The 21,108-nt window shown below is 69.0% G+C and carries 16 protein-coding genes; 5 read left to right on the top strand and 11 right to left on the bottom strand.

Annotated elements, in window-relative coordinates; translation table 11 throughout:
* Positions 1–259: 259 nt before the first annotated feature.
* Together ftsH and ACPUER_RS12950 are read left to right on the top strand one after the other, a co-directional pair.
* Positions 260–2,233 (top strand): ATP-dependent zinc metalloprotease FtsH, encoded by a 1,974-nt coding sequence (gene ftsH / locus ACPUER_RS12955; protein ID WP_425131296.1) that lies wholly within the window; start codon positions 260–262, stop codon positions 2,231–2,233.
* Positions 2,234–2,316: 83 nt separating this feature from the next.
* Entirely contained in the window at positions 2,317–2,784 is a 468-nt protein-coding gene (locus ACPUER_RS12950; RefSeq protein ID WP_072438613.1) for an OsmC family protein, read from the top strand.
* Positions 2,785–2,790: 6 nt separating this feature from the next.
* Here the strand turns inward: ACPUER_RS12950 and otsA are convergent, their stop codons facing one another.
* Both otsA and ACPUER_RS12940 read right to left on the bottom strand, forming a co-directional pair.
* Positions 2,791–4,197 carry an alpha,alpha-trehalose-phosphate synthase (UDP-forming) gene (gene otsA, locus ACPUER_RS12945; RefSeq protein ID WP_425131295.1) on the bottom strand — a complete coding sequence of 469 codons (1,407 nt, stop codon included), beginning with the start codon at positions 4,195–4,197 and terminating at the stop codon, positions 2,791–2,793.
* Between the two features lie 309 nt (positions 4,198–4,506).
* On the bottom strand, positions 4,507–6,585 hold the full coding sequence (locus ACPUER_RS12940; RefSeq protein ID WP_425131294.1) for a TonB-dependent receptor: 2,079 nt from the start codon (positions 6,583–6,585) through the stop codon (positions 4,507–4,509).
* 449 nt (positions 6,586–7,034) lie between these two features.
* Between ACPUER_RS12940 and adhP the strand changes: the two genes are divergently transcribed.
* Positions 7,035–8,063, top strand: coding sequence for an alcohol dehydrogenase AdhP (gene adhP / locus ACPUER_RS12935; RefSeq protein WP_425131293.1), 1,029 nt, complete (start codon positions 7,035–7,037; stop codon positions 8,061–8,063).
* Positions 8,064–8,123: 60 nt separating this feature from the next.
* Here adhP and ACPUER_RS12930 read toward each other — a convergent pair whose 3' ends face one another.
* From ACPUER_RS12930 to ACPUER_RS12920, 3 genes are all read right to left on the bottom strand, one after another.
* A complete protein-coding gene (locus ACPUER_RS12930) occupies positions 8,124–9,566 on the bottom strand; it encodes a sialidase family protein (RefSeq protein ID WP_425131292.1) in 1,443 nt (480 codons plus the stop codon).
* Positions 9,567–10,086: 520 nt separating this feature from the next.
* A complete protein-coding gene (locus ACPUER_RS12925; RefSeq protein ID WP_310137807.1) occupies positions 10,087–10,518 on the bottom strand; it encodes a MarR family winged helix-turn-helix transcriptional regulator in 432 nt (143 codons plus the stop codon).
* A complete protein-coding gene (locus ACPUER_RS12920) occupies positions 10,515–11,432 on the bottom strand; it encodes a serine aminopeptidase domain-containing protein (protein ID WP_175963551.1) in 918 nt (305 codons plus the stop codon). The genes ACPUER_RS12925 and ACPUER_RS12920 overlap by 4 nt, the downstream gene beginning before the upstream one ends.
* Positions 11,433–11,733: 301 nt before the next feature.
* Here ACPUER_RS12920 and ACPUER_RS12915 point away from each other — a divergent pair, with 301 nt between their 5' ends.
* Both ACPUER_RS12915 and ACPUER_RS12910 read left to right on the top strand, forming a co-directional pair.
* Positions 11,734–12,699, top strand: a complete 966-nt coding sequence (locus tag ACPUER_RS12915) for an ABC transporter substrate-binding protein (RefSeq protein ID WP_175963552.1) — start codon at positions 11,734–11,736, stop codon at positions 12,697–12,699.
* A gap of 52 nt (positions 12,700–12,751) precedes the next feature.
* Positions 12,752–13,846: an LLM class flavin-dependent oxidoreductase gene (locus ACPUER_RS12910; protein ID WP_425131291.1), complete on the top strand. Its 1,095-nt coding sequence runs from the start codon at positions 12,752–12,754 to the stop codon at positions 13,844–13,846.
* 108 nt (positions 13,847–13,954) lie between these two features.
* Here the strand turns inward: ACPUER_RS12910 and ACPUER_RS12905 are convergent, their stop codons facing one another.
* The 6 genes from ACPUER_RS12905 to ACPUER_RS12880 form a co-directional block, all read right to left on the bottom strand.
* Entirely contained in the window at positions 13,955–14,890 is a 936-nt protein-coding gene (locus ACPUER_RS12905) for an ABC transporter substrate-binding protein (RefSeq protein ID WP_425131290.1), read from the bottom strand.
* Between the two features lie 34 nt (positions 14,891–14,924).
* Positions 14,925–16,715, bottom strand: a complete 1,791-nt coding sequence (locus tag ACPUER_RS12900) for an amino acid ABC transporter permease/ATP-binding protein (RefSeq protein ID WP_425131289.1) — start codon at positions 16,713–16,715, stop codon at positions 14,925–14,927.
* Positions 16,716–16,796: 81 nt separating this feature from the next.
* Positions 16,797–18,149, bottom strand: a complete 1,353-nt coding sequence (locus ACPUER_RS12895; protein WP_175963556.1) for an LLM class flavin-dependent oxidoreductase — start codon at positions 18,147–18,149, stop codon at positions 16,797–16,799.
* 7 nt (positions 18,150–18,156) lie between these two features.
* Positions 18,157–19,206 (bottom strand): LLM class flavin-dependent oxidoreductase, encoded by a 1,050-nt coding sequence (locus ACPUER_RS12890; protein ID WP_175963557.1) that lies wholly within the window; start codon positions 19,204–19,206, stop codon positions 18,157–18,159.
* Positions 19,207–19,259: 53 nt separating this feature from the next.
* Entirely contained in the window at positions 19,260–20,201 is a 942-nt protein-coding gene (locus tag ACPUER_RS12885; RefSeq protein ID WP_175963558.1) for an ABC transporter substrate-binding protein, read from the bottom strand.
* Positions 20,202–20,254: 53 nt separating this feature from the next.
* The gene (locus tag ACPUER_RS12880) at positions 20,255–20,815 is read right to left on the bottom strand and encodes a GNAT family N-acetyltransferase (RefSeq protein ID WP_425131288.1); all 561 of its coding nucleotides are present in this window, start codon (positions 20,813–20,815) and stop codon (positions 20,255–20,257) included.
* Positions 20,816–21,108: the final 293 nt, after the last annotated feature.

The raw sequence follows: 21,108 nt of genomic DNA, 5'->3' as shown, positions 1-21,108 counted from the left end.
GATGCGCGACGCCCGCGCGCGAGCTAGACTGAATTCAGGGGCGGCGCGTCGCGGCGTGCCGCCCGGGCGACGATCGCCCGACGGTGCCGGCCGACGGCGCCGCCGCGGCGTCATCGATGCGACGAACCGAGGCGACCCAGCGAGACGACGATGACGCGGATGAATGCCGCTTCCGCATGGCTGCCGATGCCGCGCGCCGGTCGCGTGCGGTTGTCGGAGTGAGTGCGCGCCGCACCGCGCGTGCGGCTGGTCCGATGCCATGGACAGGAAATTCGACTACCCGGGATTGCTGATCGCGGCGGGCTTCTTCGTGCTGTTCGCCGCGCAGTTGCTGATGCTGCACCCGGCGTCGGCGTCGATCGCATACAGCGATTTCCACCAGCTCGTCGCCGCGCGGCTCGTCGACGATCTCGAGGTCGGCCCCACGTCGATCACGGGCACGCTGAAGATGCCGCAGGCCGGCACGATGCTGCCGGCGTCCGAAGCCGCGGCCGTGCAGCAGGCCGGCGCGCCGTGGCGCTTCACGACCAACCGCGTGACCGACGAGCATCTGACCGACACGCTGACCGCCGCCGGCATTCGCTATCACGGCACGCCCGACACGGGCTGGATCGCGTCGCTCGCGTCGTGGCTGCTGCCGCTCGTGCTGTTCGTGTTCGTATGGAACATGATGCTGCGCAGGCGCGGCGGGCTGCAGGATTTCACCGGGATGGGCAAGAGCCGCGCGCGCGTGTACGTGCAGCAGGAAACCGGCATCACGTTCGACGACATCGCGGGCATCGACGAGGCGAAGGCCGAGCTGCAGCAGCTCGTCTCGTTCCTGCGCAACCCCGACCGCTACCAGCGGCTCGGCGGCAAGATCCCGAAGGGTGTGCTCGTCGTCGGCGCGCCGGGCACCGGCAAGACGCTGCTCGCGCGCGCGGTGGCCGGCGAGGCGGCCGTGCCGTTCTTCTCGATCAGCGGCTCGGCGTTCGTCGAGATGTTCGTCGGCGTGGGCGCCGCGCGTGTGCGCGACCTGTTCGAGCAGGCGCAGCAGAAGGCGCCGTGCATCGTGTTCGTCGACGAGCTCGATGCGCTCGGCAAGGTGCGCGGCGTCGGCCCGATGTCGGGCAACGACGAACGCGAGCAGACGCTCAATCAGTTGCTCGTCGAGATGGACGGCTTCCAGGCCGGCTCCGGCGTGATCATCATGGCCGCGACGAACCGGCCGGAGATTCTCGATCCCGCGCTGCTGCGGCCCGGCCGCTTCGATCGCCACATCGCGATCGACCGGCCCGACGTGAACGGCCGCCGGCAGATCCTCGGCGTGCACGTGAAGCGCGTGAAGCTCGCGGCCGAGGTCGACCTCGGCGAACTCGCGTCGCGCACGCCGGGCTTCGTCGGCGCCGATCTCGCGAACGTCGTCAACGAGGCCGCGCTGCATGCGGCCGAACTCGGCAAGCCGGCGATCGGCATGGCCGACTTCGACGAGGCGATCGACCGCGCGTTGACGGGCCTCGAGCGCAAGAGCCGCGTGATGAACGCGCAGGAGAAGCTGACCATCGCGTATCACGAGGCCGGCCATGCGCTCGTCGCGGAAAGCCGCGCGCACTGCGATCCGGTGAAGAAGGTGTCGATCATTCCGCGCGGCGTCGCCGCGCTCGGCTATACGCAGCAGGTGCCGACCGAGGATCGTTACGTGCTGCGCAGGAGCGAGCTGCTCGACCGGATCGACGCGCTGCTCGGCGGGCGCGTCGCCGAAGAACTCGTGTTCGGCGACGTGTCGACGGGCGCGCAGAACGATCTCGAACGCGCGACCGCGATGGCGCGCCACATGGTCATGCAGTACGGGATGAGCGAGAAGATCGGGCTCGCGACGTTCGACGACGGCGATGCGCGCCAGGGCATGCCCGGCGCATGGCATGCGGGCGCCGGACGCTGCAGCGAGCACACGGCCCGGATGATCGACGACGAGGTGCACGCGCTGCTGGCCGACGCGCATGCGCGGGTCGCGGCGACGCTCGGCGAACGTCGCGATGCGCTCGAACGCATCGCGCGACGGCTGCTGCAATGCGAAGTGCTCGAACGCGACGCGCTGCAGGCGCTGATCGACGCTCGCATCGAACCGTCGTCCGCGGCGGCGGCAGCCGACGGCGATGCCGGTCCGCGCGGCGACGCGCTCGCGCCGGAGCAGGCGTCGGCGGTCGAGCGCGATTTCGTCGCGTACGGGCCGCCGCGCGAACCCGAACGCTGAACGCGCCGCAATCCTGCGGCCGGCGCGTGTCGATGCGGCGATGCGCCGGAATTCCTTTCCCTCTTTCCAGCTACGGAGTCGCCATGAGCGAGGCGCACGTATCGGTCGAAGTCGCGCAGCAGGCGCGATTCGGCTTCGAAGTCAGGTTTGCCGGCACGACGCTGTCGCCGGTGCTCATCGATGAACCGCCGCCGCTCGGCGACGGGCGCGGGCCGAACCCGATCCGGCTGCTTGCCGCGTCGGTCGCGAGCTGTCTCGCGGCGAGCCTGCTGTTCGCGCTGAACCGGCAGCATGTCGATCCGGAGCCGGTCACCGCGCGGATCGACGTCGACATGGCGCAGAACGAAGCGGGCAGGGTGCGCGTGAGCGCGATGGCCGTGCGGCTGTCGATCGGCAAGACGTGGGCCGATCTCGCGGCGGCGACGCGCGTGCTCGATCAGTTCGATGCGTATTGCGTGGTGACCGAGAGCATACGTGCGGGCATCCCGATCTCGGTCGATGTGTGCGACGTGAACGGCGCGGCGCTCGAATACGCGGCGACGGACATGTGAGTGCGGTCAGTGCTCGGTGGCCGCCGCGACTTCGGCCGCTTCGGCGAGCGCTTCGAGAAAACGCGTGCGCCACCAGTGCACGTCGGTCTTGCGCACGATCGCCATCAACGCGGAGTGGCGCTGGCGGCGTTCTTCGAGCGGCATCGTCAGCGCGCGCTGGATCGCCTGCGCGGTGCCTTGCGTGTCGTACGGATTGACGAGCAGCGCCGGCTTCAATTGCTCGGCCGCACCCGCGAAACGCGACAGCACGAGCACGCCCGGGTCGGCCGCGTCCTGCGCGGCGAGGAACTCCTTCGCGACGAGATTCATCCCGTCGCGCAGCGGCGTGACGAGCGCGACGCGGCTCGCGCGATACAGGCCCGGCAAGCGCTTGCGCGCGACGGTGCGGTGAATGTAGCGCATCGGCATCCATTCGAGTTCGCCGTAGTCGCCGTTGATCGCGCCGCACAGGCTGTCCATCTCGCGCCGCAGGTCGTCGTATGCGCCGAGATCCTCGCGGCTCGGCGCGGCGATCTGGATCAGCGTCGCGCGGTTGCGATTCTCCGGATACTGTTCGAGCAACTGGCGGAACGCATGCACGCGCTGCGGCAGCCCCTTCGTGTAGTCGAGCCGGTCGACGCCGACCAGCAACTGGCGGCGCGAATATTCATCGCGCATCCGGTCGAACATGTCGAGGCCGTCGCGATCGCGGGCGAGCGACTCGAACTCGTCGACGTTGATGCCGATCGGAAACGCGCCGGCCGACAGCGTGCGGCCGAAGGCGCGCAGGCGGCCGTCCGGCAGCCGCGCGGCGCCGGCTTCCGCTTCGACGTAATGCTCGAAGTGGAGCAGATCCGATTCGGTCTGGAAGCCGACGAGGTCGTATGCGAACAGCGAGCGCATCAGCCATTCGTGTTCGGGGATCGCGGCCATGATCGGCGGCGGCGGCATCGGGATGTGCAGGAAGAAGCCGATCGGATTCCTGCAGCCCATCGCGCGCAGCTCGGCGGCGAGCGGAATCAGCTGGTAGTCGTGCACCCAGACGATGTCGTCGGGGCGCAGCAGCGTGCGCAGCTTGCGCGCGAACAACTGGTTCACGCGCCGGTAGCCGTCGGCGAAGCGCCGGTCGAACTGCGCGAGATCGAGCCGGTAGTGGAACACCGGCCACAGCACGTTGTTCGAATAGCCGAGGTAGTAAGCGTCGTAGTCCTGCGGGTCGAGGTCGATCGTCGCGAGCTGGATCCCGCCGACGTTCTGGATCTGCACCTCTTCGCCCTGCGAGGGCTGATCGTCGGCGCCGCGCAGCCTGCCGCTCCAGCCGAACCAGACGCCGCCGGTTTCCTGCAGGCTGTCCTTCACGGCGACGGCGAGGCCGCCGGCCGCGGCTTTACGGGGATCTGCGATGCGATTGGATACGACGACGAGACGGCTCACCAGCTCTCCTGACGATTGTTGGGGGAAGGTTCGTGCGGCCGGGGCGCGAAGCGGACGCCGCCATCGGCGCGCTGCGCGCGATGCGATGGGGCCGCAATGCGATCGGACGGGAATCAGGGCACGCGATTCGCCGTCCGAACGGGGAGTGCTTTTTTTAGGATACTCGTCATTCGCCAGTTTTAAAAGTCTGCATCGGCGCAGGGGAAACGGCGAGATGCGGCACGATGTGCGCCGCATCTCGCGACGGGCGGGGCCGCACCTTGCGCGGGCGAACGCCGCGTGCGCAAGGGGCGGCGGGCCGCCCGGCACTCAGAACGTGGTGCGCAATCCGGCCATCACGCTGCGGCCGCCTTCGGGCGCGAAGCCGCGCACGACCGACGTCGAATAGCGGATTTCCTGGTTCGTCAGGTTGTCGCCGCGCAGGTACGCGAGCCAGTGCGTCGCGCCGACGCGGAACTTGTAGGTCAGCATCACGCCCAGCGACGTATAGCCGTCCGTCGAGAAGTCGTTGTCGGGCACGCGATGCTGCGACCACGCGTGCGTGACCTGCGCACGCGCGCCGAACGGGCCGTAGCCGTAGTCGGCCGCGAGTGTCGCGCGCAGCGGCGCGATGCGCGGCAGCGGCTGGCCCGTGTCGACGTTGCGCGCGTGCGTGTAGTCGGCCGTCAGTTCCAGGTCGACCGTATGGCCGCGCCGCGAGAACGCGCGCCATTTGCCGTCCAGTTCGATGCCGTAGAACTCGGCGCGCACGCCGCGATAGATCGCTTCGTTCAGCGAGCCGTCGGCGCCGGGCGCGACGGGCTCGCCGTCGCCGTTCACGACGCGGCCCGTGTTGTACTCGGTCAGGTAGTTCGAGAAGCGGTTGTAGAACACGCCGACGCTGCCGCGGTTCGGGCCGCTCGCATAGCGCAGCGACAGGTCGGTCGACACGGCCTTTTCCTTCGACGCGTTCGGGTTGCCGATCAGGAACTGGCCGGTCGCATCGTGCGGGCCGTTCGAATACAGCTCGTAGAAGGTCGGCGCGCGTTCGGTGTACGCGACGTTCGCCGCGACCGACCACACGGGCGTCAGCGAGAACAGCGCGCCGGCCGACAGGCTGCCCGCGTTGAAATCGCGCGGCTGCGCACCCGCGAATTTCTCGACGCCGGCCGGATCGGGATCGACCTTCACATGCTCGAAGCGGCCGCCGAGAGACAGCTTCAGCGCCGGGACGACCTGCCATTCCTCGAGGCCGAACAGCGCGACGCTGTTCGTGCGGGTGGACGGCACGAGCGTCTCGTCGCCGAGCGCGGAAAACGTGTTCTGGCCGAACTGCACGCCGATCGCGCCTTCGAACGGGCCGATCTTGCGATGCCTCGCCTCGATGCGCGCCTCGTAGCCGCGGTTGCGGAAGGTGGTCGCCGTCTCGCCGTTGTTGACTTCCTTGTGGCGGTAGTCGGTGTATGCGAAGTCGAATTTCAGCTTCGTGAACGGCCCGCTCAGGTTGCGCACCTCGGACGCGAGCGCGAGGCGTTCCTGGCGCATCCGCAGCCGCACGTCGCTCTCCGCGACGGACCCGTAGTTCGATTCGTAGCCGCTGTACGACAGGCCCGCGAAGCCGTCCGCCCACGTGTACGACGCGCCCACCGCGCCGCCGTGTACGCGGCCGTCGCTGTTCGGCACGCTGCCTTCCGGCTGCGGCGTGTCGGGGCCGTCGATCGCGCGTTGTGCGCTGCTGCGTGCGTAGCCGGGAATCCGCAGCTTGCTCGTTTCGCGGTCGAACGCGTCGACGTGGAACGCGAAGCGTCCGTTGCCGCCTTCGACCTGCGCGGCACCCGCGCGCACGGAATTCGCGCCGCCGTAGCGCGCGTCGAGCGCACCCGTCACGCCTTCGATCGCTTCGCGCGGAATCCGGTTGTCGATCGTGTTGACGACGCCGCCCACCGCGTTGCCGCCGTACAGCAGCGCGGCCGGGCCGCGCACGATCTCGACGCGTTCGATCGATAGCGGATCCTGCGGCACCGCATGGTCGTACGACAGCGACGACGCGTCGTAGGACGCGACGCCGTTCTGCAGCAGCCGGATCCGGTCACCGTCCATGCCGCGGATGATCGGGCGGCCGACCATCGGCCCGTAGGTGGTGGTCGACACGCCGGGCAGCCCGTTCAGCGTTTCGCCGAGCGAATCGGCCTGGCGGCGCGTCAGCGCGTCGCCGGAAAGCTGGACGGTCGGCGAGATCAGTTCGGTATCGCCGAGCGGGTTCGCGGTCACGAAGATCGGCGCGAGCGCGGTAGCCGAAGGCGTGCCCGACGCGGCGGGTGCATCGGTCTGCGCGTGCGCGGCGGCGGCGAGCAGCATCAGCGAAAGGGGCGAAAGCGGGCGAAGCGGTAGACGAGGGAGGTCGCGCATGGTCGGTGAATCGGTTGGAATCGGATCGGATAACGAGCGATGCGGGTCACGGCTGGATACGATATATTGTTGCGTCAACGACGCGCGGTGACCCGTTGGAACATGGCTCGGCGACGCTCGGCCACCCACAGTGGAACGGAGTCAGGCGGACGAGCACGCGAAATGATATGTTATATCGTTTCAAATTCCAAGCCGGATGTCGGCGGTGCGTCCGGCTTCCGTCTGGTCGTCGAAATATCGGCTTGAGCGGAAGGCGTTCCGGCCGATGATCGCCTGCGAGTGCGACCGGTACGGCGTGGAGCGAAGCGCCGGGCGCCCGACCGCGCCGCGGTGCGACGCGATGATGCAGCCGCGATTGGCGGATGGCGCGCATCGCGTTGACACGCATCAACGTTCTCCGCTTCCGAAACCGGATACTGGGTCGCTCAATGACCAGACAGGAGCGACGCATGACGCAAACCATGAAAGCGGCCGTGGTGCACGCATTCGGCGAACCGTTGCGTATCGAGGAAGTGCCCGTGCCGACGCCGGGCCCCGGCCAGATCCTCGTCAACATCAAGGCGTCGGGTGTCTGTCACACCGACCTGCACGCGGCCGACGGCGACTGGCCCGTGAAGCCGTCGCTGCCGTTCATTCCGGGGCATGAAGGCGTGGGCATCGTCGCGGCGGTCGGCGCGGGCGTCACGCACGTGCGCGAGGGCGATCGCGTCGGCGTGCCGTGGCTCTACAAGGCCTGCGGACATTGCGAGTACTGCTACACGGGCTGGGAAACGCTGTGCCACGACCAGCAGAACACCGGCTATTCGGTGAACGGCAGCTACGCGGAATACGTGCTCGCCGATCCCGACTACGTCGGCCATCTGCCGGCGCAGGTCGCGTTCGACGAGATCGCGCCGATCCTGTGCGCGGGCGTGACCGTCTACAAGGGCATTCGCGTCACCGATACGCGCGCCGGCCAGTGGCTCGCGATCTCCGGCATCGGCGGGCTCGGGCACGTGGCGGTGCAGTACGCGCGCGCGATGGGCCTGCACGTCGCGGCGATCGACATTTCGTCCGACAAGCTTGCGCTCGCGCGGCAGCTCGGCGCGCAACTGACGATCGACGCATCGGTCGACGATCCGGCGAAGGTGATCCAGAAGGAGATCGGCGGCGCGCACGGCGTGCTCGTCACGGCGGTGTCGCGCAGCGCGTTCGCGCAGGCGCTCGGGATGGTGCGGCGCGGCGGCACGGTCGCGCTCAACGGGCTACCGCCCGGCGATTTCCCGTTGCCGATCTTCTCGACGGTGCTGAACGGCATCACCGTGCGCGGGTCGATCGTCGGCACGCGCCGCGACCTGCAGGAATCGCTCGACTTCGCGGCCGACGGCCTGGTGCGCGCGCATATCCATCGCGACCGGCTCGGCAACATCAACGACGTGTTCGCAAAGCTGCGCGAAGGCAAGGTCGACGGGCGCATCGTGCTGACCGAGATGCAGTGACGCGGGCGGCCGCCGCGCGACGGATCGCGTCGCGACGGCGGCCGTGCTGCCCGGTTCGCGTCATTGGGCGAAGAACACGTCCGTGCGGTTCGTCAGATTGCCCGAGTTGGTCTGGACGAAGAACGGATGGAACGACGACGACGGGCGAACGTCGAGGCCCTGATAGTCGCCGATGAAGAAGCCTTCCGCGATCGGCGCGAGCTTCATGTCGAACGGTCCGCCGACGCGCCGCTCGTCGCCGAACGAGGCGCCGCCGTCGTGCGAGATCTTGCGCCAGAAGCCTGTCGGCAGCGTCGTCGTGTTCCCGGCCAGCAGGTCGCGGAAGTCGTAGTGGGTGACCATTACGGCGCCCGTGTTGTCGACCCGCACCGACGGATTGAAGGCAGGCCGACCGGTCGGCGTGTTGACCTGCAGCGGCGCGCTCCAGGACGCGCCGCCGTCCGTCGACGTCGATAGCGCGATTTCATCGTACTTGCCGCCGTTGAAGCGGCTGTCCTGCCATACGACGTAAAGCTGGCCCGATGCGGGATCGATCGCGGGCTCGGGAATGATGTCGCCGGTGCGAACGGGTTCGCCGGTGTTCGGATCCGTCACGCCGACCGTCTGCAGCCCGGCGATCACCTGCGGCTTCGTCCACGTCGCGCCGTCGTCGGTGGACTTGATGAACGCGACCTTGCCGGCCGCCTTGCTGAACGGCGGCTGGATCAGGTTGAAGAAATCGTACAGCGTGCCGCTCCTCGGATCGACGACGATCTGGTTGCCGATCGTCTGCTGGCGCGACGGCACGTGGACGATGACCTTCGCTTTGCTCCAGGTCTTGCCGCCGTCGGTCGTCTTCGAGAACAGCGTCGGCCCGCGGAACGCCTGCGTATGCAGGTTCGCGTACGGGTTGCCGTTCGGCAGTTCGAGGCGGTCCCATACCGCGTATGCGGTGCCGGCCTTCACCGGGTTTGCCGTCACCGACTCCTTGTCGTTGAAGAACTGCGTGGTCGGTTCGTTGTCCGCGATCAGCACTGCGGGGCTGCTCCAGGTCTGCCCGCCGTCGGTCGATACCGATGAGGCGACCGCGTTGCTGTTGTTCGACTGGTTGAACGAGATCGATACCGAATACGCGGTGCCGTCCGGGCCGAAGGACACCCATGGGTCGGACGCGCGCTCGTACGTGAGCCCGCCCGGCGCGCATGCGCTGAACGGCTGCGTCGTCCGCGCCCAGGTCGCGCCGCCGTCGAACGTATAACCGGCGACAAGCCCGTGCGCGCCGCCGTTCGACCAGCGGTCCTGCTGCCATACGCCGATCATGTTCGTCGGGTTTGCCGGATTGACCGAAAGCCAGGGTTCGACCTCGGCATTCACATAGACGGTGCCGGGGCCGCCTATGGTGCAGGCGGCGTATGGACTGGGGCCGGACACGAGCACGGGATCGGCGTGCGCGGCGGCACAGGCCAGCGCCATCACGGCGGGCAGGCAGGTGAAAAGCGGGTGGGACACGATAATGCGTCGCATGGACTGCTCCTCGTTGACGTGCGGCCGCGATGGTGCGGCGGAACGAGGCAGCGCGAGCCGATGTGCGGCGGCACAGGCCGCCGGTGTCGGGGTGTTGCGGCGCCGCACCCGATGCGTGCCGCCGGTGTCGTTCAGGATGCCGCTTCAGCCATCGCAATCCGCGTGCGCTGGATACCGCCAGCACTTCGGTCAAGACTCCTATTCGTTTTATTGCTTGTGACGGATGTGTCGTTGATGCCAGCCCGGCTGGGGGGCCGGTTCGGGCAGGCGAAGAATGCGTAGAAGTGGATTGCAATGTAGATGATCCGGATGCGGCGCGGCAGGCAATTTTTTGTAACAGAGCGTAGCCGGAAAGCGTTGCCGGAGCGGCGCGGCGCGAACGCAAAATTTGCCGTCGCGAGTGCGTGGAAATCGAATCGAAAAGGCGAATCGCAATCGCTTTCGATTGCAGCCGGCGCGAGCCGGTTTTGTCGAATCGATGCGCTGCCGGCAGGCGCTGCGGCGTCCGCGTTGCCGCTGCTCAGCGCTCCGCCGGAAACCGGTCCTGCAACGCGTGCAGCCAGCGCGCGACGATATCGAGTTCCGCGTCGGAAAACCCGTCGCACAGCTTGCCGTTCAGCTCGCGCAGCAGCACGCGCGCGTGCTTGAGCGCCGTGTGGCCTTCGTCGGTCAGGTACAGGCGCGTCGCGCGGCCGTCGTCCGAATCGGCGTGGCGCGCGAGCAGGCCGGCTTTCGCCATCCGGTCGGCGAGCCCCGTCATCGCGGACGGCGCGAGCTGCAGCGCGGCGCCAACTTCGCCGATCAGCGCGCCGTCCTGCTTCGCGAGACAGAACAGCACGCCGGCCTGCGCGGCGCTCGCGCGCGTATCGGTCTCGGCCTTGCGGTCGACCCAGCGCTGCACGCGCCGCTGGCCGATGTTCAACAGGAAAAACAGTCGTCGGTTTTCGCTCAAGCTGGGTTCCCGGCTGCAATGGAAAGGGATGGACGGCCCGCGGCGCGCGGCGTGTCGAGTGCCTGCGCGAGCCAGTCGGCCAGGTCGGGCCACAGCACGGTGCCGGGCCGGCTGCGGAAGAAGCCCATGTGCCCGACCGGGCCGCTGCCCGCCGCGTGCGGATCGATCTGGCGGCGCTCGACCGCCGCGCCGGTCAGATAGCTTATCAGCAGGTCGATCGCGGCCGGGTTCGCCCACGGATCGTCGTCGAAGCCGAGCGCGAGGATCGGCAGCCGCTGTTTCGAGAAACGATCGGCCGCGCCGAGTGTCGGATCGTCGAAGAAATAGTGCGGCAGCGTCGTCCAGCGGCTCCATTCGCGGAACACGCCGGCCGGCAGGTCCTCGCCGAGCCCGAGCCGCTTGCCGGGCACGTAGCCGAGCAGCGCGGACATCAGCGGGCCCAGCACGCGCAGGATCAGCCGCACCTTCAGGCGCTCGGCCGCCTGCGCGATCAGTCGCGTGCTGCCTGCATGCGCGGCGACGAGCACGGCCGCGCGCAGGTGCGTCGTGCTCGCGGACAGCCCGATCGCGTGCCCGCCGACGCTATGCCCGACCGCCAGCAGCGGCAACCCTTCGTACGCGTGCCGTGCCCATGCGGTCGCGGCGCCGACGTCGAGCTCCATCCAGTCGCGCATGCGGGCTCGCAGCGCGCCCAGGCGCGCGGGCCGCGACGCGCCGATGCCGCGGTAGTTGTAGGTCAATGCCGCGAAGCCGCGTTCGGTCAGGAAGCGCGCGAAGCCCGCATACAGCCGCTCCGGCACGGCCGTCGCCGGATGGATCAGCACCAGCGCGCGCGGTTCGGCATCGGGCGTCCACAGCGTGCCGCGCAGCGGATAGCCGTCGATGGCGGAAAACTCGATCGGTTGGGAGGTCATGGCCGTCCTCGTTCCAGGTGATTATTTTGTATGCGAAATATAGTCCGAGATTTATTTCGTGCACGAAATATATGTCGAGGAATCGTTCGAAGGCTGTGTTGCGGAAGGCGGCGTCCGGCGTCGCGTGACGCGGCTCGTCCCATAAAATATTTGCATCTTTGCATAGCAGAATATTGCGTTTGTCTCATGAAGAGGATCGCCGTATCTTCATCGGTTCCATCCGTTCCGCCGGCCGTCGCGCAAGGCGGACAACGAGGCGCCGCCGTCGTGCGGCAGCCCGCCAACCATCCGGGAGATTACGTTGCCGAGCCGAATCGTCACGGCGCTCTTGCTGGCGCTTGCCGCGCAGCCGGGCATCGCGAAAGACACCGTCACGCTGCGCGTCGGTGAACAGAACTACTTCAACATCCAGGCGTCGATGGAGGCGTCCGGCGTGCTGAAGGACCTGCCTTACACGATCGAGTGGAAGCACTTCCAGGCCGCCGCGCCCGTCGCCGAGAGCCTGAACGGCAACGCGATCGACATCGGCTTTCTCGGCGATTCCGCGCTGCTCACGCTGGCCGCACGCGGCGCGCCGGTGAAGGTCGTCGCGGTGTCGCGGCAGAGCCTCGACGGCGTCGCGATCCTCGTGCCGAAGAATTCGCCGGTGCGCACCGTGGCCGACCTGCAGGGCAAGACCGTCGCCGTGTGGCGCGGCGCTTGGAGCCAGCAGCTCGTGCTGCGCGCGCTCGAACACGCGGGCCTGCGCGCGGATTCGGTCAAGTACGCGTACCTGATGCCGATCGACGCGACCAACGCGCTCGCGAACGGGTCGGTCGATGCCGTGTCGTTGTGGGAGCCGTTCGTCAGCACGCTCGCGCTGCGGCAGGGCGCGCGGCCCATCACCACCGCGCAGGGGCTGATGCCCGCGCTGAGCTTCGTCGCCGCGAACGAGCAGGCCGCGTCGGGCAAGCGTGCGGAGATCGCCGATTTCCTGAAGCGCGTCGTCGCCGCGCGCCAGTGGGTCGACAGCCATCCGCGCGAGTATGCGGACCTGTGGGCGAAGCGCGCGAAGCTCGAGCCCGACGTCGCGTACCGCTGGCTCGACAATGCGAAGCAGCGCGTGGGCCCGGTCGACGATACGGCCGCGAAGGACGCGCAGAACACCGCCGACTTCCTGCACAAGGCCGGCGTGATTCCGGCCGCGTACGACACGTCGAAGCTGCTCGACCGCTCGTATGCGGGCGCGTTCGCGGCGCCTGCGCAAAAGACGGCCGCCGCGCAGTAATCGCGCCGTCGCATCCACGATTCCCGATCGAGAACCAGAAGGACATCCCGACATGCCAGTCAACATCATCGGCATGATCACCGCGACGCCCGGCGCGGAGGTTGACGTACCGGGCGGCGCGGCCGTCCAGCCAGACTACGTGCGCCGTTTCGCGCAGGCGCACGAGGCGGCGGGCTTCGACCAGATCCTGGTCGGCCATTTCAGCAACGCCGCGGACGGCTTCATCGTCGCCTCGTTCGCGGCCGCCGCGACCGAACGCATCCGCATCCTGCTCGCGCATCGGCCAGGCGTGATCGTGCCGTCGGCCGCCGCGCGGCAGATCGCGACGCTCGACGTGTTCAGCGGCGGCCGGCTCGCGCTGAACGTCGTGTCGGGCGGCGACGATACGGACTTGCGGCGCGACGGCGATTTCGTGCCGCACGATGCGCGCTACCGCCGCACCGGCGAATATCTCGACGTGCTGAAGCGGATCTGGCTGGCCGATGCGCCGGTCGACCACGACGGCGAGTTCTACCGGCTGCGCGGCGCGTCGCCGCTCGTGAAGGGCGCGCAGCGGCCGCACGTGCCGATCTATTTCGGCGGCTCGTCGCCGGCCGCGCTCGCGGTCGCGGGCGAGCACGCGGATGTCTACATGACGTGGGGCGAGCCGCTCGCATCGGTGCGCGAGCAGATCGCGCGCGTGCGGGCCGCCGCCGCGCCGTTCGGGCGCGCGCCGCGCATCAGCGTGTCGTTTCGGCCGATCGTCGCCGATACCGAGGCCGCCGCGTGGGAGAAGGCCGAGGCGATCCGCGAGCGCGTGCGTGCGGCGCGGGTCGCGAACGGCCAGCCGATCGCCGGCCACGCGCCGCAGAACGCGGGCTCGCAACGGCTGATGGCCGCCGCCGCGCAGGGCGATGTGCTCGACGAGCGCTTGTGGATGGGTGTCGCGAACCTGACCGGCGCGCGCTGGAATTCGACCGCGCTGGTCGGCACGCCCGAACAGGTCGCGCGGGCGCTCGGCGCGTACTACCGGCTCGGCGTGTCGACGTTCCTGATTCGCGGGTTCGATCCGCTCGACGATGCGCTGGTCTACGGCCGCGACCTGATTCCGGCGATTCATGCGCAGGTCGCGGAACTCGACCGATATCAAGCGGCGGTGACGGCGTAGGCGCGACTCGGCGACGAACGGTACTGCTTCGACTGCGCCCCGGTATTTCCATCGTGGAATGCCGGGGCGATGTCACTCAGGCATCGACGCATCGACGCATCGACGCCTTCAGAACGACGGCAACCCCGGCGGATTGGTCTCCGCGCGCGCGATCGCCTCGCTCTGCAATCCCCATCGCGCGAGCGCCTGCCCGTAGCGGCCGCTGCCGATCAGCGCATTCGTCGCGAGCGTCAGCGCAGGCGCGAGGCCGCTGCCGCGACGCGTCGCGATCGCGACATCTGCATTGTTCGGCCAGCCCGCATTGACGACGCCGACGCGGCGGATCTTGCCGCTGCGCGCGGCCTCGTATGCGAGCGACGCGTTCGGGTTCAGCTCCGCATCGGCGCGGCCCGACAGCAGCGCGACGCGCGCGGTCGCATCGTCGTCGAAATAGAGCAACCCGGTCGCCGTCAATCCTTGAGCGACGTTGCGCCGGCTCCATTCGAGCAGGATGCGCTCCTGGCTCGTGCCGGCACCGGTGATGATCCGCAGGCCCGCGATGTCCTTCGGCTCGGCGATCTTCGCGATCGGGCTGCCGGTGCGTACATAGAAGCCGTGCAGCCCGAGCCGGTACGTCGTGAAATCGTATTTCTCCTTGCGCTTCTCGGTCACGCCGACGTTCGAGATCACCGCGTCGTACTTGCCGGACGTCAGCCCGAGCGGCCAGTCGGCCCACGCGATCGGCACCAGCACGAGCGTGCGGCCGAGCGCATCGGCGACGAGCTGCGCGTAGTCGGGATCGGCGCCGACCACGGTGCGTGCGTCGGTCGCGTAGGTCGATACGGGCGGCGCGTGCGGTGAAATCGCAACCGTGAATGCGCCGTCGCGCACCCAGCGGTAGCCGCTTGCCTCGCGGATGGCCGCGTCGTCACGCGACGCGCGAATCCGGCCGGCCTGGCGCGGGTCGAGGTCGGCGGTTGCGGCCGCCGCGTGCGCGATGCGCGACGGCAGGCTGCCGGATGCCGCGACCAGCGCGGCGGTCATGAATTGACGTCGATCGATCATCGTGTGGCGCCCCGGTTATCGGCAGGGATGCGCATCACAGCACCCGCGACAGGAACGCGCGCGTGCGCGGATGCGACGGCGCGTCGAGCACGACGGCCGGCGGGCCGGCCTCGACGATGCGTCCGCGCTCCATGAACAGCACGTTGTCCGCGACTTCGCGCGCGAAGCCGATCTCGTGCGTGACGATCACGAGCGTCGTGCCCGAGCGAGCGAGTTCCTTGATCACGTCGAGCACCTCGTTGACGAGTTCCGGGTCGAGCGCGGACGTCGGCTCGTCGAACAGCAGCACCTTCGGACGCAACGCAAGCGCCCGCGCGATCGCGACGCGCTGCTGCTGGCCGCCGGACAACTGGCGCGGATACGCATCGGCTTTATCCGCAAGACCGACGCGCGCGAGCAGCGTGCGAGCGGTGCGCTCGGCCGCATCGCGCGTGACGCCGGCGACGGCGACCGGCGCCTCGATCAGGTTCTCGAGCACCGTCAGGTGCGGGAACAGGTTGAAATTCTGGAACACCATCCCGACGGCGGTGCGCCGCTTCAGCACTTCGCGCTCCTTCAGCTCGTAGAGCACGTCGCCGTCGCGCCGATAGCCGATCAGTTCGCCGTCGATGTCGATGAAACCGTCGTCGACGCGTTCGAGATGGTTGATCGTGCGCAGCAGCGTCGACTTGCCCGAGCCCGACGGCCCGACGATCGCGGTCACGCTGCCGCGCGGCGCGACGAACGACACGTTGTCGAGCACGCGCTGCATGCCGAACTGTTTCGACACGCCATGCACGGCCACTTCGCCGCCCGCACGCGGCACGGCGGCGGCCACGGTATCGGTATCGCCTGCGGCCCGCACGATCGACGCCGAATGGCGCGACGCGGCACGCCGCCACAGCACGCCGATGCGCGCGAGCGCGAACGTGAGCACCGACGGCGGCGGATTGCGCAGCGCGCCGCGCGCATAGTGCCGCTCGACCTGCACCTGGATCGCCGACAGCACCGTCAGGATGATCAGGTACCAGACGGTCGCGACCATCAGCAGCGGAATCACTTCGAGGTTGCGGCGATAGATCACCTGCACCGTGTAGAACAGCTCCGGCATCGCGAGCACGTACACCATCGACGTGCCTTTCGCGAGCGTGATCAGGTCGTTGAACGCGGTCGGCAGGATCGCGCGCATCGCCTGCGGCAACACGATCCGCGCGGTCTGGCGGCTGCGCGGCAGCCCGAGCGCGGCGGCCGCTTCGAGCTGGCCCTGGTCGACCGCGAGAATGCCGCCGCGGATCACTTCCGCGGAAAACGCCGCGTGGTTCAGCGTGAGGCCGAGCACGGCCGCGAGGAACGGGCTGATCAGGTCGGTCGTCGGCGCTTCGAACCACACGATGCCGGTGAACGGGACGCCGAGCCGCACATGCTCGTACAGGTAGCCGAGGTTGTTCAGGATCAGCAGCAGCACGATCAGCGGAATCGAGCGGAACAGCCACACGAAGGTCCATGCGCTCGCGGACAGCAGGCGCGAACGCGACAGCCGGGCCAGCGCGACGAACGCGCCGAGCACGAAGCCGAACACCGCGCCGAGCAGCGTCAGCACCAGCGTGCGCGCGAGCCCCGACAGCACCGGCGGCGACAGGAACCATTCGGCGAACACCGGCCAGCCCCATTGCGGGTTGCCGAGGATCGAATGCAGCGCGATCGCGATCAGCACGACGGCGAGCACGGTCCCGGCCGTGCGCGCCCGGTGGCGCGCGGGCACGATCCGGAACCGCGTGCCGGGCTCGCGCGCGCCGGGGGAAGAGAGCGGCGGCAGTGCGCCGCCGAGATGGGTCGTGTCGCTCATGTCGTTGGAAGTCCTCGAATCGGTCGGGAGCGCCGCGCCCGGGCGGCGCGGCGCGTCGGCCCGTGGCCGGGCCGCGGTGGGTCAGGCGTGCGCTTCGGCCGCCGTTTCCTGCGCGGCGCCGGGCACCGCGTGGCGGCTCGCCTTGCGCGGCAGGCCGAGGTGGTCGCGCAGCGTCGCGCCGGGCAGGTCGCGGCTGTAGCGGCCGCGCGCCTCGAGCACCGGAATCACGAGTTCGACGAAATCGTCGACGCCTTGCGCCTGCACCGGAAAGCCGAGGATGAAACCGTCGCCGGCGCCCGCGTCGTGCCAGCGGATCAGCTCGTCGGCGACATGCTCGGCCGTGCCGATGAAGTTCGGGCGCGGCGTCGCGACCGCGAGCGCCGTCTCGCGCAGCGACAGGCCCTTGGTCTTCGCGTCGGCCTTGATCCGGTCGGTGGTCGAGCGGAAGCTGTTGCGGCCGAGCTCGCCGAGTTCCGGGAATGGCGCGTCGAGCGCGTATTGCGTGAAATCGTGGTGATCGAAATAGCGGCCGAGATATGCGAGCGCCTCGTCGATCGTCAGCAGGTCGCGGATCGCCTGGTATTTGTCTTCGGCCTCGGCGGCCGTGCGGCCGACGATCGGCCCGACGCCGGGGAAGATCTTCACGTCGTCGGCTTGCCGCCCGTGCTCGACCGCGCTTTGCTTCACGCGCCGCGTGAACGCGGCTGTCTCGTCGAGCGACGGCGAATGCGTGAACACGGCGTCCGCGTATTTACCGGCGAGACCGATGCCGGTGTCGGACGAGCCGGCCTGGAAGATTACCGGCTGCCCCTGCGGCGAGCGCTGGATGTTCAGCGGGCCCGCGACCTGGAAGAAGCGGCCGTGGTGATCGAGCGTATGCAGCTTGTCGCGATCGAAGAAGCGGCCGGTCGCGCGGTCGCGCACGAACGCGTCGTCGTCCCAGCTATCCCACAGGCCCTGGACGACGTGGAGGTATTCGTCGGCGATCTCGTAGCGCAGTTCGTGATCCGGATGCGCCTTGCCGAAATTTTTCGCGGTGCCTTCGAGCGGCGTCGTCACGACGTTCCAGCCCGCGCGCCCGCCGCTGATCGCGTCGAGCGACGCGAGCTGGCGCGCGACCGTGAACGGCTCGCTGTACGACGTCGAGATCGTGCCCGCGAGCCCGATCTTCTTCGTCGCGACCGCGAGCGCCGACAGCACGGTCAGCGGCTCGAAGCGGTTCAGGAAGTGCGGGATCGACTTCTCGTTGATGTAGAGGCCGTCCGCGACGAACGCGAACGCGATGCCGGCGGCTTCCGCCTTGCGCGCGATGCCGATCGCGAAGTCGAGGTTGATGCTCGCGTCCGGCGGGTTGCTCGGGTGCCGCCATGCGTTCATGTGGCTGCCTGCGCCTTGCAGCATCAGGCCGAAGGGGATCGATCGTCGGGTCGTCATGGGAGCGTCACGCGTTCTGGTCAGGGGAAAGGGAGCGGTCGGCCGCGAGGGCCGCTTGCAGCGGCGTGGCCGACAGCGCGCCGCCGAGCCATTCGACCGACGCGAGCCGCGCCGCGTAGTCGGTCACCGGCGAATCGATCACGAATGCATCGACGTCGAGCCGCCGGCTCAGCGCATCGAGCGCGCGGTGCACGCGCTCGGGCGTATCGGCCAGCACGGTCGGGCGCAGCTCGTCGATCCGGTAGTCGGACGCGCCGCTTTGCCGCGCGAATTCGGCGGCCGCCTGTGCGCTCGCGAGGTTGAAGCTCTGGCCGCCCGCGAACTGCAGCTTGAAGATCTTCAGCGGCCCGATCAGCTGCTCGGCCTGGTCGCGTGTCGGCGCGGCCACCGCGTACAGCGCGACGAGCGGCCGCGTGCCGCCCGCGCTGCGGTACGCGTCGAGCGAGCGTTCGAGATTCGCGTCGTCGCCGTTGAAATGCCCCGCGTAGCAGAAGCGCCAGCCGTTGCGCGCGGCGAGCGCGCCGCTGTCCGGCGAGCCGCCGAGCAGGATGCGTTCGGGCGGCTGCGGCGGCACCGGCATCGCGACCGCGCCGGCGAGCGGATGATCTTCGGCGACGCCCCAGCCGAGAAACGCGTCGAGCTCCGCGAGCTGGCCCGCGAAGTCGGGCTTGCGCGCCTTGTCGTGGAACCACTGCAGCGCGCGCGTGGTCAGCGGCAGCCCGCCGGGCGCCTTGCCGATGCCGAGATCGACGCGGCCCGGCGCGAGCGCGGCCAGCAGCTTGAACGATTCGGCGACCTTGAACGGGCTGTAGTGCTGCAGCATCACGCCGCCCGAGCCGACGCGGATGCGCGACGTGTGCGCGAGCAGGTGCGCGACGACGATCTCCGGCGCCGAGCTCGCGAAGCCCGGCGTGCCGTGATGCTCGGCGACCCAGAAGCGCTCGTAGCCGAGCTGTTCGGCGCGCTGCGCGAGCGTCGAGGTGAAGCGCAGCGCGTCGGCGGCGCTCGCGCCGTCGGCGATCGGACTCTTGTCCAGCAACGAAAGCGAATAAGACATGGTGAGCGGCGTTCCTGCGTATGGCGTGGATGGACGGTATGCGCGTGCGGCGCTCAGCTCTTCGGCAGCCCCGGCGGATTCGTGCGCGACTGGTCGATCGCCTCGGACGCGAGGTTCCAGCGGTCGAGCACCTGCTGGTAGCGGCCGTTCTTGATCAGCCCGTTCAGCGCGACGGTCAGCGGCTCGGCGAGCCCGCTGCCGCGGCGCGTCGCGATCGCGATGTCGGCCGTGCGCGGCCAGCCGCCGCTGATCGCGCCGACGAGCCGCGTCTTGCCTTGCTGCGCGCTTTGATACGCGAGCACCGAGTTCACGCTGAACACGGCATCGGCGCGGCCCGACTGTACGGCGACGATGCGCATCGCCTGGTCGTCGTAGTACTGGATCTGCACGGGTTTCAGCCCGTGCGCGACGTTCTCGCGGTCCCACGCGAGCAGGATCTTTTCCTGGTTGGTGCCGGCGTCGGTCACGACGCGCAGCCCCGCGACATCCTTCGGCTCGCGGATCGCCTGGATCCTGCTGTCGTTGCGCACGTAGAAGCCGACCAGATCGTGGCGGTACGACGAGAAATCGAACTTCTGCTTGCGTTCCTCGGTGACGGTCACGTTCGAGATCACCGCGTCGACTTTCCCGGATTCGAGCGCGAGCGGCCAGTCGGCCCACGCGAGCGCGACGATCTTCAGCTTGCGGCCGAGGCTGTCGGACACGAGCTGGCCGACGTCGGCGTCGAAGCCGACCACCGTGCGCGCGTCGGTCGCATACGAGCTGATCGGCGGCAGGCTCGGCGCGATGCCGATCGTCAGCGTGCCGGGCTCGGCGAACTTGAACGACGCGGGCACCGCGCGTTCGACCGCCGCATCGGCCACGCCGCGCGGGCGGCCGCGCTGCTCGGGGCTCAGGTCGAACGTCGCGGCGGCCGCGGCGAACGCGGTCAGGCCGATCAGCGCGGCGGCCAGCGTGCGGATGGCACGGGAAGAAAGCGGTACGGCTCGTTGCATGAAAACGTCCTGTTGTGGTGTCGTAGGGAGCGGAGTCGGGTGGAGCGGTGGGCTCAGCGCGGCAGCACCGGCTCGGGTAACGGCGCCCACAGGTCGGCGAGCGTCGACGTGCGCGACGGATCGGCGAGATCCTTGCCGAACCGCAGGTGGAAATACGCTTCGGGGTCGATCGACGAATCGAACAGCCGCGTATAGCCGGTGCGGTCGTACAGCGCCCACGCTTCGGGCTGGCGAAAACCGGTGGTCAGGTACAGGCGGCGATAGCCCTGCTGCGCGGCGCGCAGCTCGAGCGCTTCGACGATGAGCCGCGCGAGGCCCTGACGGCGCAGGTCCGTGCGCGTCCAGATGCGCTTGAGCTCGGCGGTCTGCGCGTCGTAGCGCTTGAACGCGCCGCCGCCGATCGTTTCGCCGTCGCGCAGCAGCAGCACGAAGGCGCCTTCGGGCGGCGCGAACAGTTCGGCCGGGTAGCGCGCGAGTTCGTCGCGTGCGGACGCGCGGCTATCGGGGCGGTACGCGTTGTAACGGGTCGAATACTCGTCGATCAGCGCGTCGATCAGCGGCTGCGCGCGGACGTCGAGCGGCGTCGTGTCGATGAGGCGGTCGTTCGTGGCCATGGGCATCGCGAAGGGCGCGCGATGCGGACGTTCCGTTCGGGGCTCGGGCACGCGGCCCGTCCGGTCTGTTCCGTTATCGCGGCGCGGTTGTCGTGATGACGGCAGCCGGTGCGCATCGTGCGATGCATGTGGCGGGCCGCCGCCGTTTCGAACACGTTAGCGGCGCGGCCGGCAAAGGCGAACGAAGCAATTTCGATAAGGATTTCGCGGCAGGCGTCAGAAGGCTTGCAGCGGGAATGGGGTGGGGTCAGCCGAATGGGGCGCTCCGTGCAGAAGCACTCGTTTGATGCATG

It is taken from the genome of Burkholderia sp. DN3021 (genome assembly GCF_049805555.1).
Taxonomy (GTDB): Bacteria; Pseudomonadota; Gammaproteobacteria; order Burkholderiales; family Burkholderiaceae; genus Burkholderia; species Burkholderia pyrrocinia_C.
This window is presented reverse-complemented; position numbering and strand designations above follow the sequence as displayed.

What these genes read in the sequence shown, in the direction of transcription:
- adhP (WP_425131293.1), top strand. Translation starts at nt 7,035, where the DNA reads ATGACGCAAACCATGAAAGCGGCCGTGGTGCACGCATTCGGCGAACCG.
- ACPUER_RS12890 (WP_175963557.1), bottom strand. Translation starts at nt 19,206, where the DNA reads ATGTCTTATTCGCTTTCGTTGCTGGACAAGAGTCCGATCGCCGACGGC.
- ACPUER_RS12950 (WP_072438613.1), top strand. Translation starts at nt 2,317, where the DNA reads ATGAGCGAGGCGCACGTATCGGTCGAAGTCGCGCAGCAGGCGCGATTC.
- ftsH (WP_425131296.1), top strand. Translation starts at nt 260, where the DNA reads ATGGACAGGAAATTCGACTACCCGGGATTGCTGATCGCGGCGGGCTTC.
- ACPUER_RS12905 (WP_425131290.1), bottom strand. Translation starts at nt 14,890, where the DNA reads ATGATCGATCGACGTCAATTCATGACCGCCGCGCTGGTCGCGGCATCC.
- ACPUER_RS12940 (WP_425131294.1), bottom strand. Translation starts at nt 6,585, where the DNA reads ATGCGCGACCTCCCTCGTCTACCGCTTCGCCCGCTTTCGCCCCTTTCG.
- ACPUER_RS12930 (WP_425131292.1), bottom strand. Translation starts at nt 9,566, where the DNA reads ATGCGACGCATTATCGTGTCCCACCCGCTTTTCACCTGCCTGCCCGCC.
- ACPUER_RS12895 (WP_175963556.1), bottom strand. Translation starts at nt 18,149, where the DNA reads ATGACGACCCGACGATCGATCCCCTTCGGCCTGATGCTGCAAGGCGCA.
- ACPUER_RS12880 (WP_425131288.1), bottom strand. Translation starts at nt 20,815, where the DNA reads ATGGCCACGAACGACCGCCTCATCGACACGACGCCGCTCGACGTCCGC.
- ACPUER_RS12885 (WP_175963558.1), bottom strand. Translation starts at nt 20,201, where the DNA reads ATGCAACGAGCCGTACCGCTTTCTTCCCGTGCCATCCGCACGCTGGCC.
- ACPUER_RS12910 (WP_425131291.1), top strand. Translation starts at nt 12,752, where the DNA reads ATGCCAGTCAACATCATCGGCATGATCACCGCGACGCCCGGCGCGGAG.
- ACPUER_RS12900 (WP_425131289.1), bottom strand. Translation starts at nt 16,715, where the DNA reads ATGAGCGACACGACCCATCTCGGCGGCGCACTGCCGCCGCTCTCTTCC.
- ACPUER_RS12920 (WP_175963551.1), bottom strand. Translation starts at nt 11,432, where the DNA reads ATGACCTCCCAACCGATCGAGTTTTCCGCCATCGACGGCTATCCGCTG.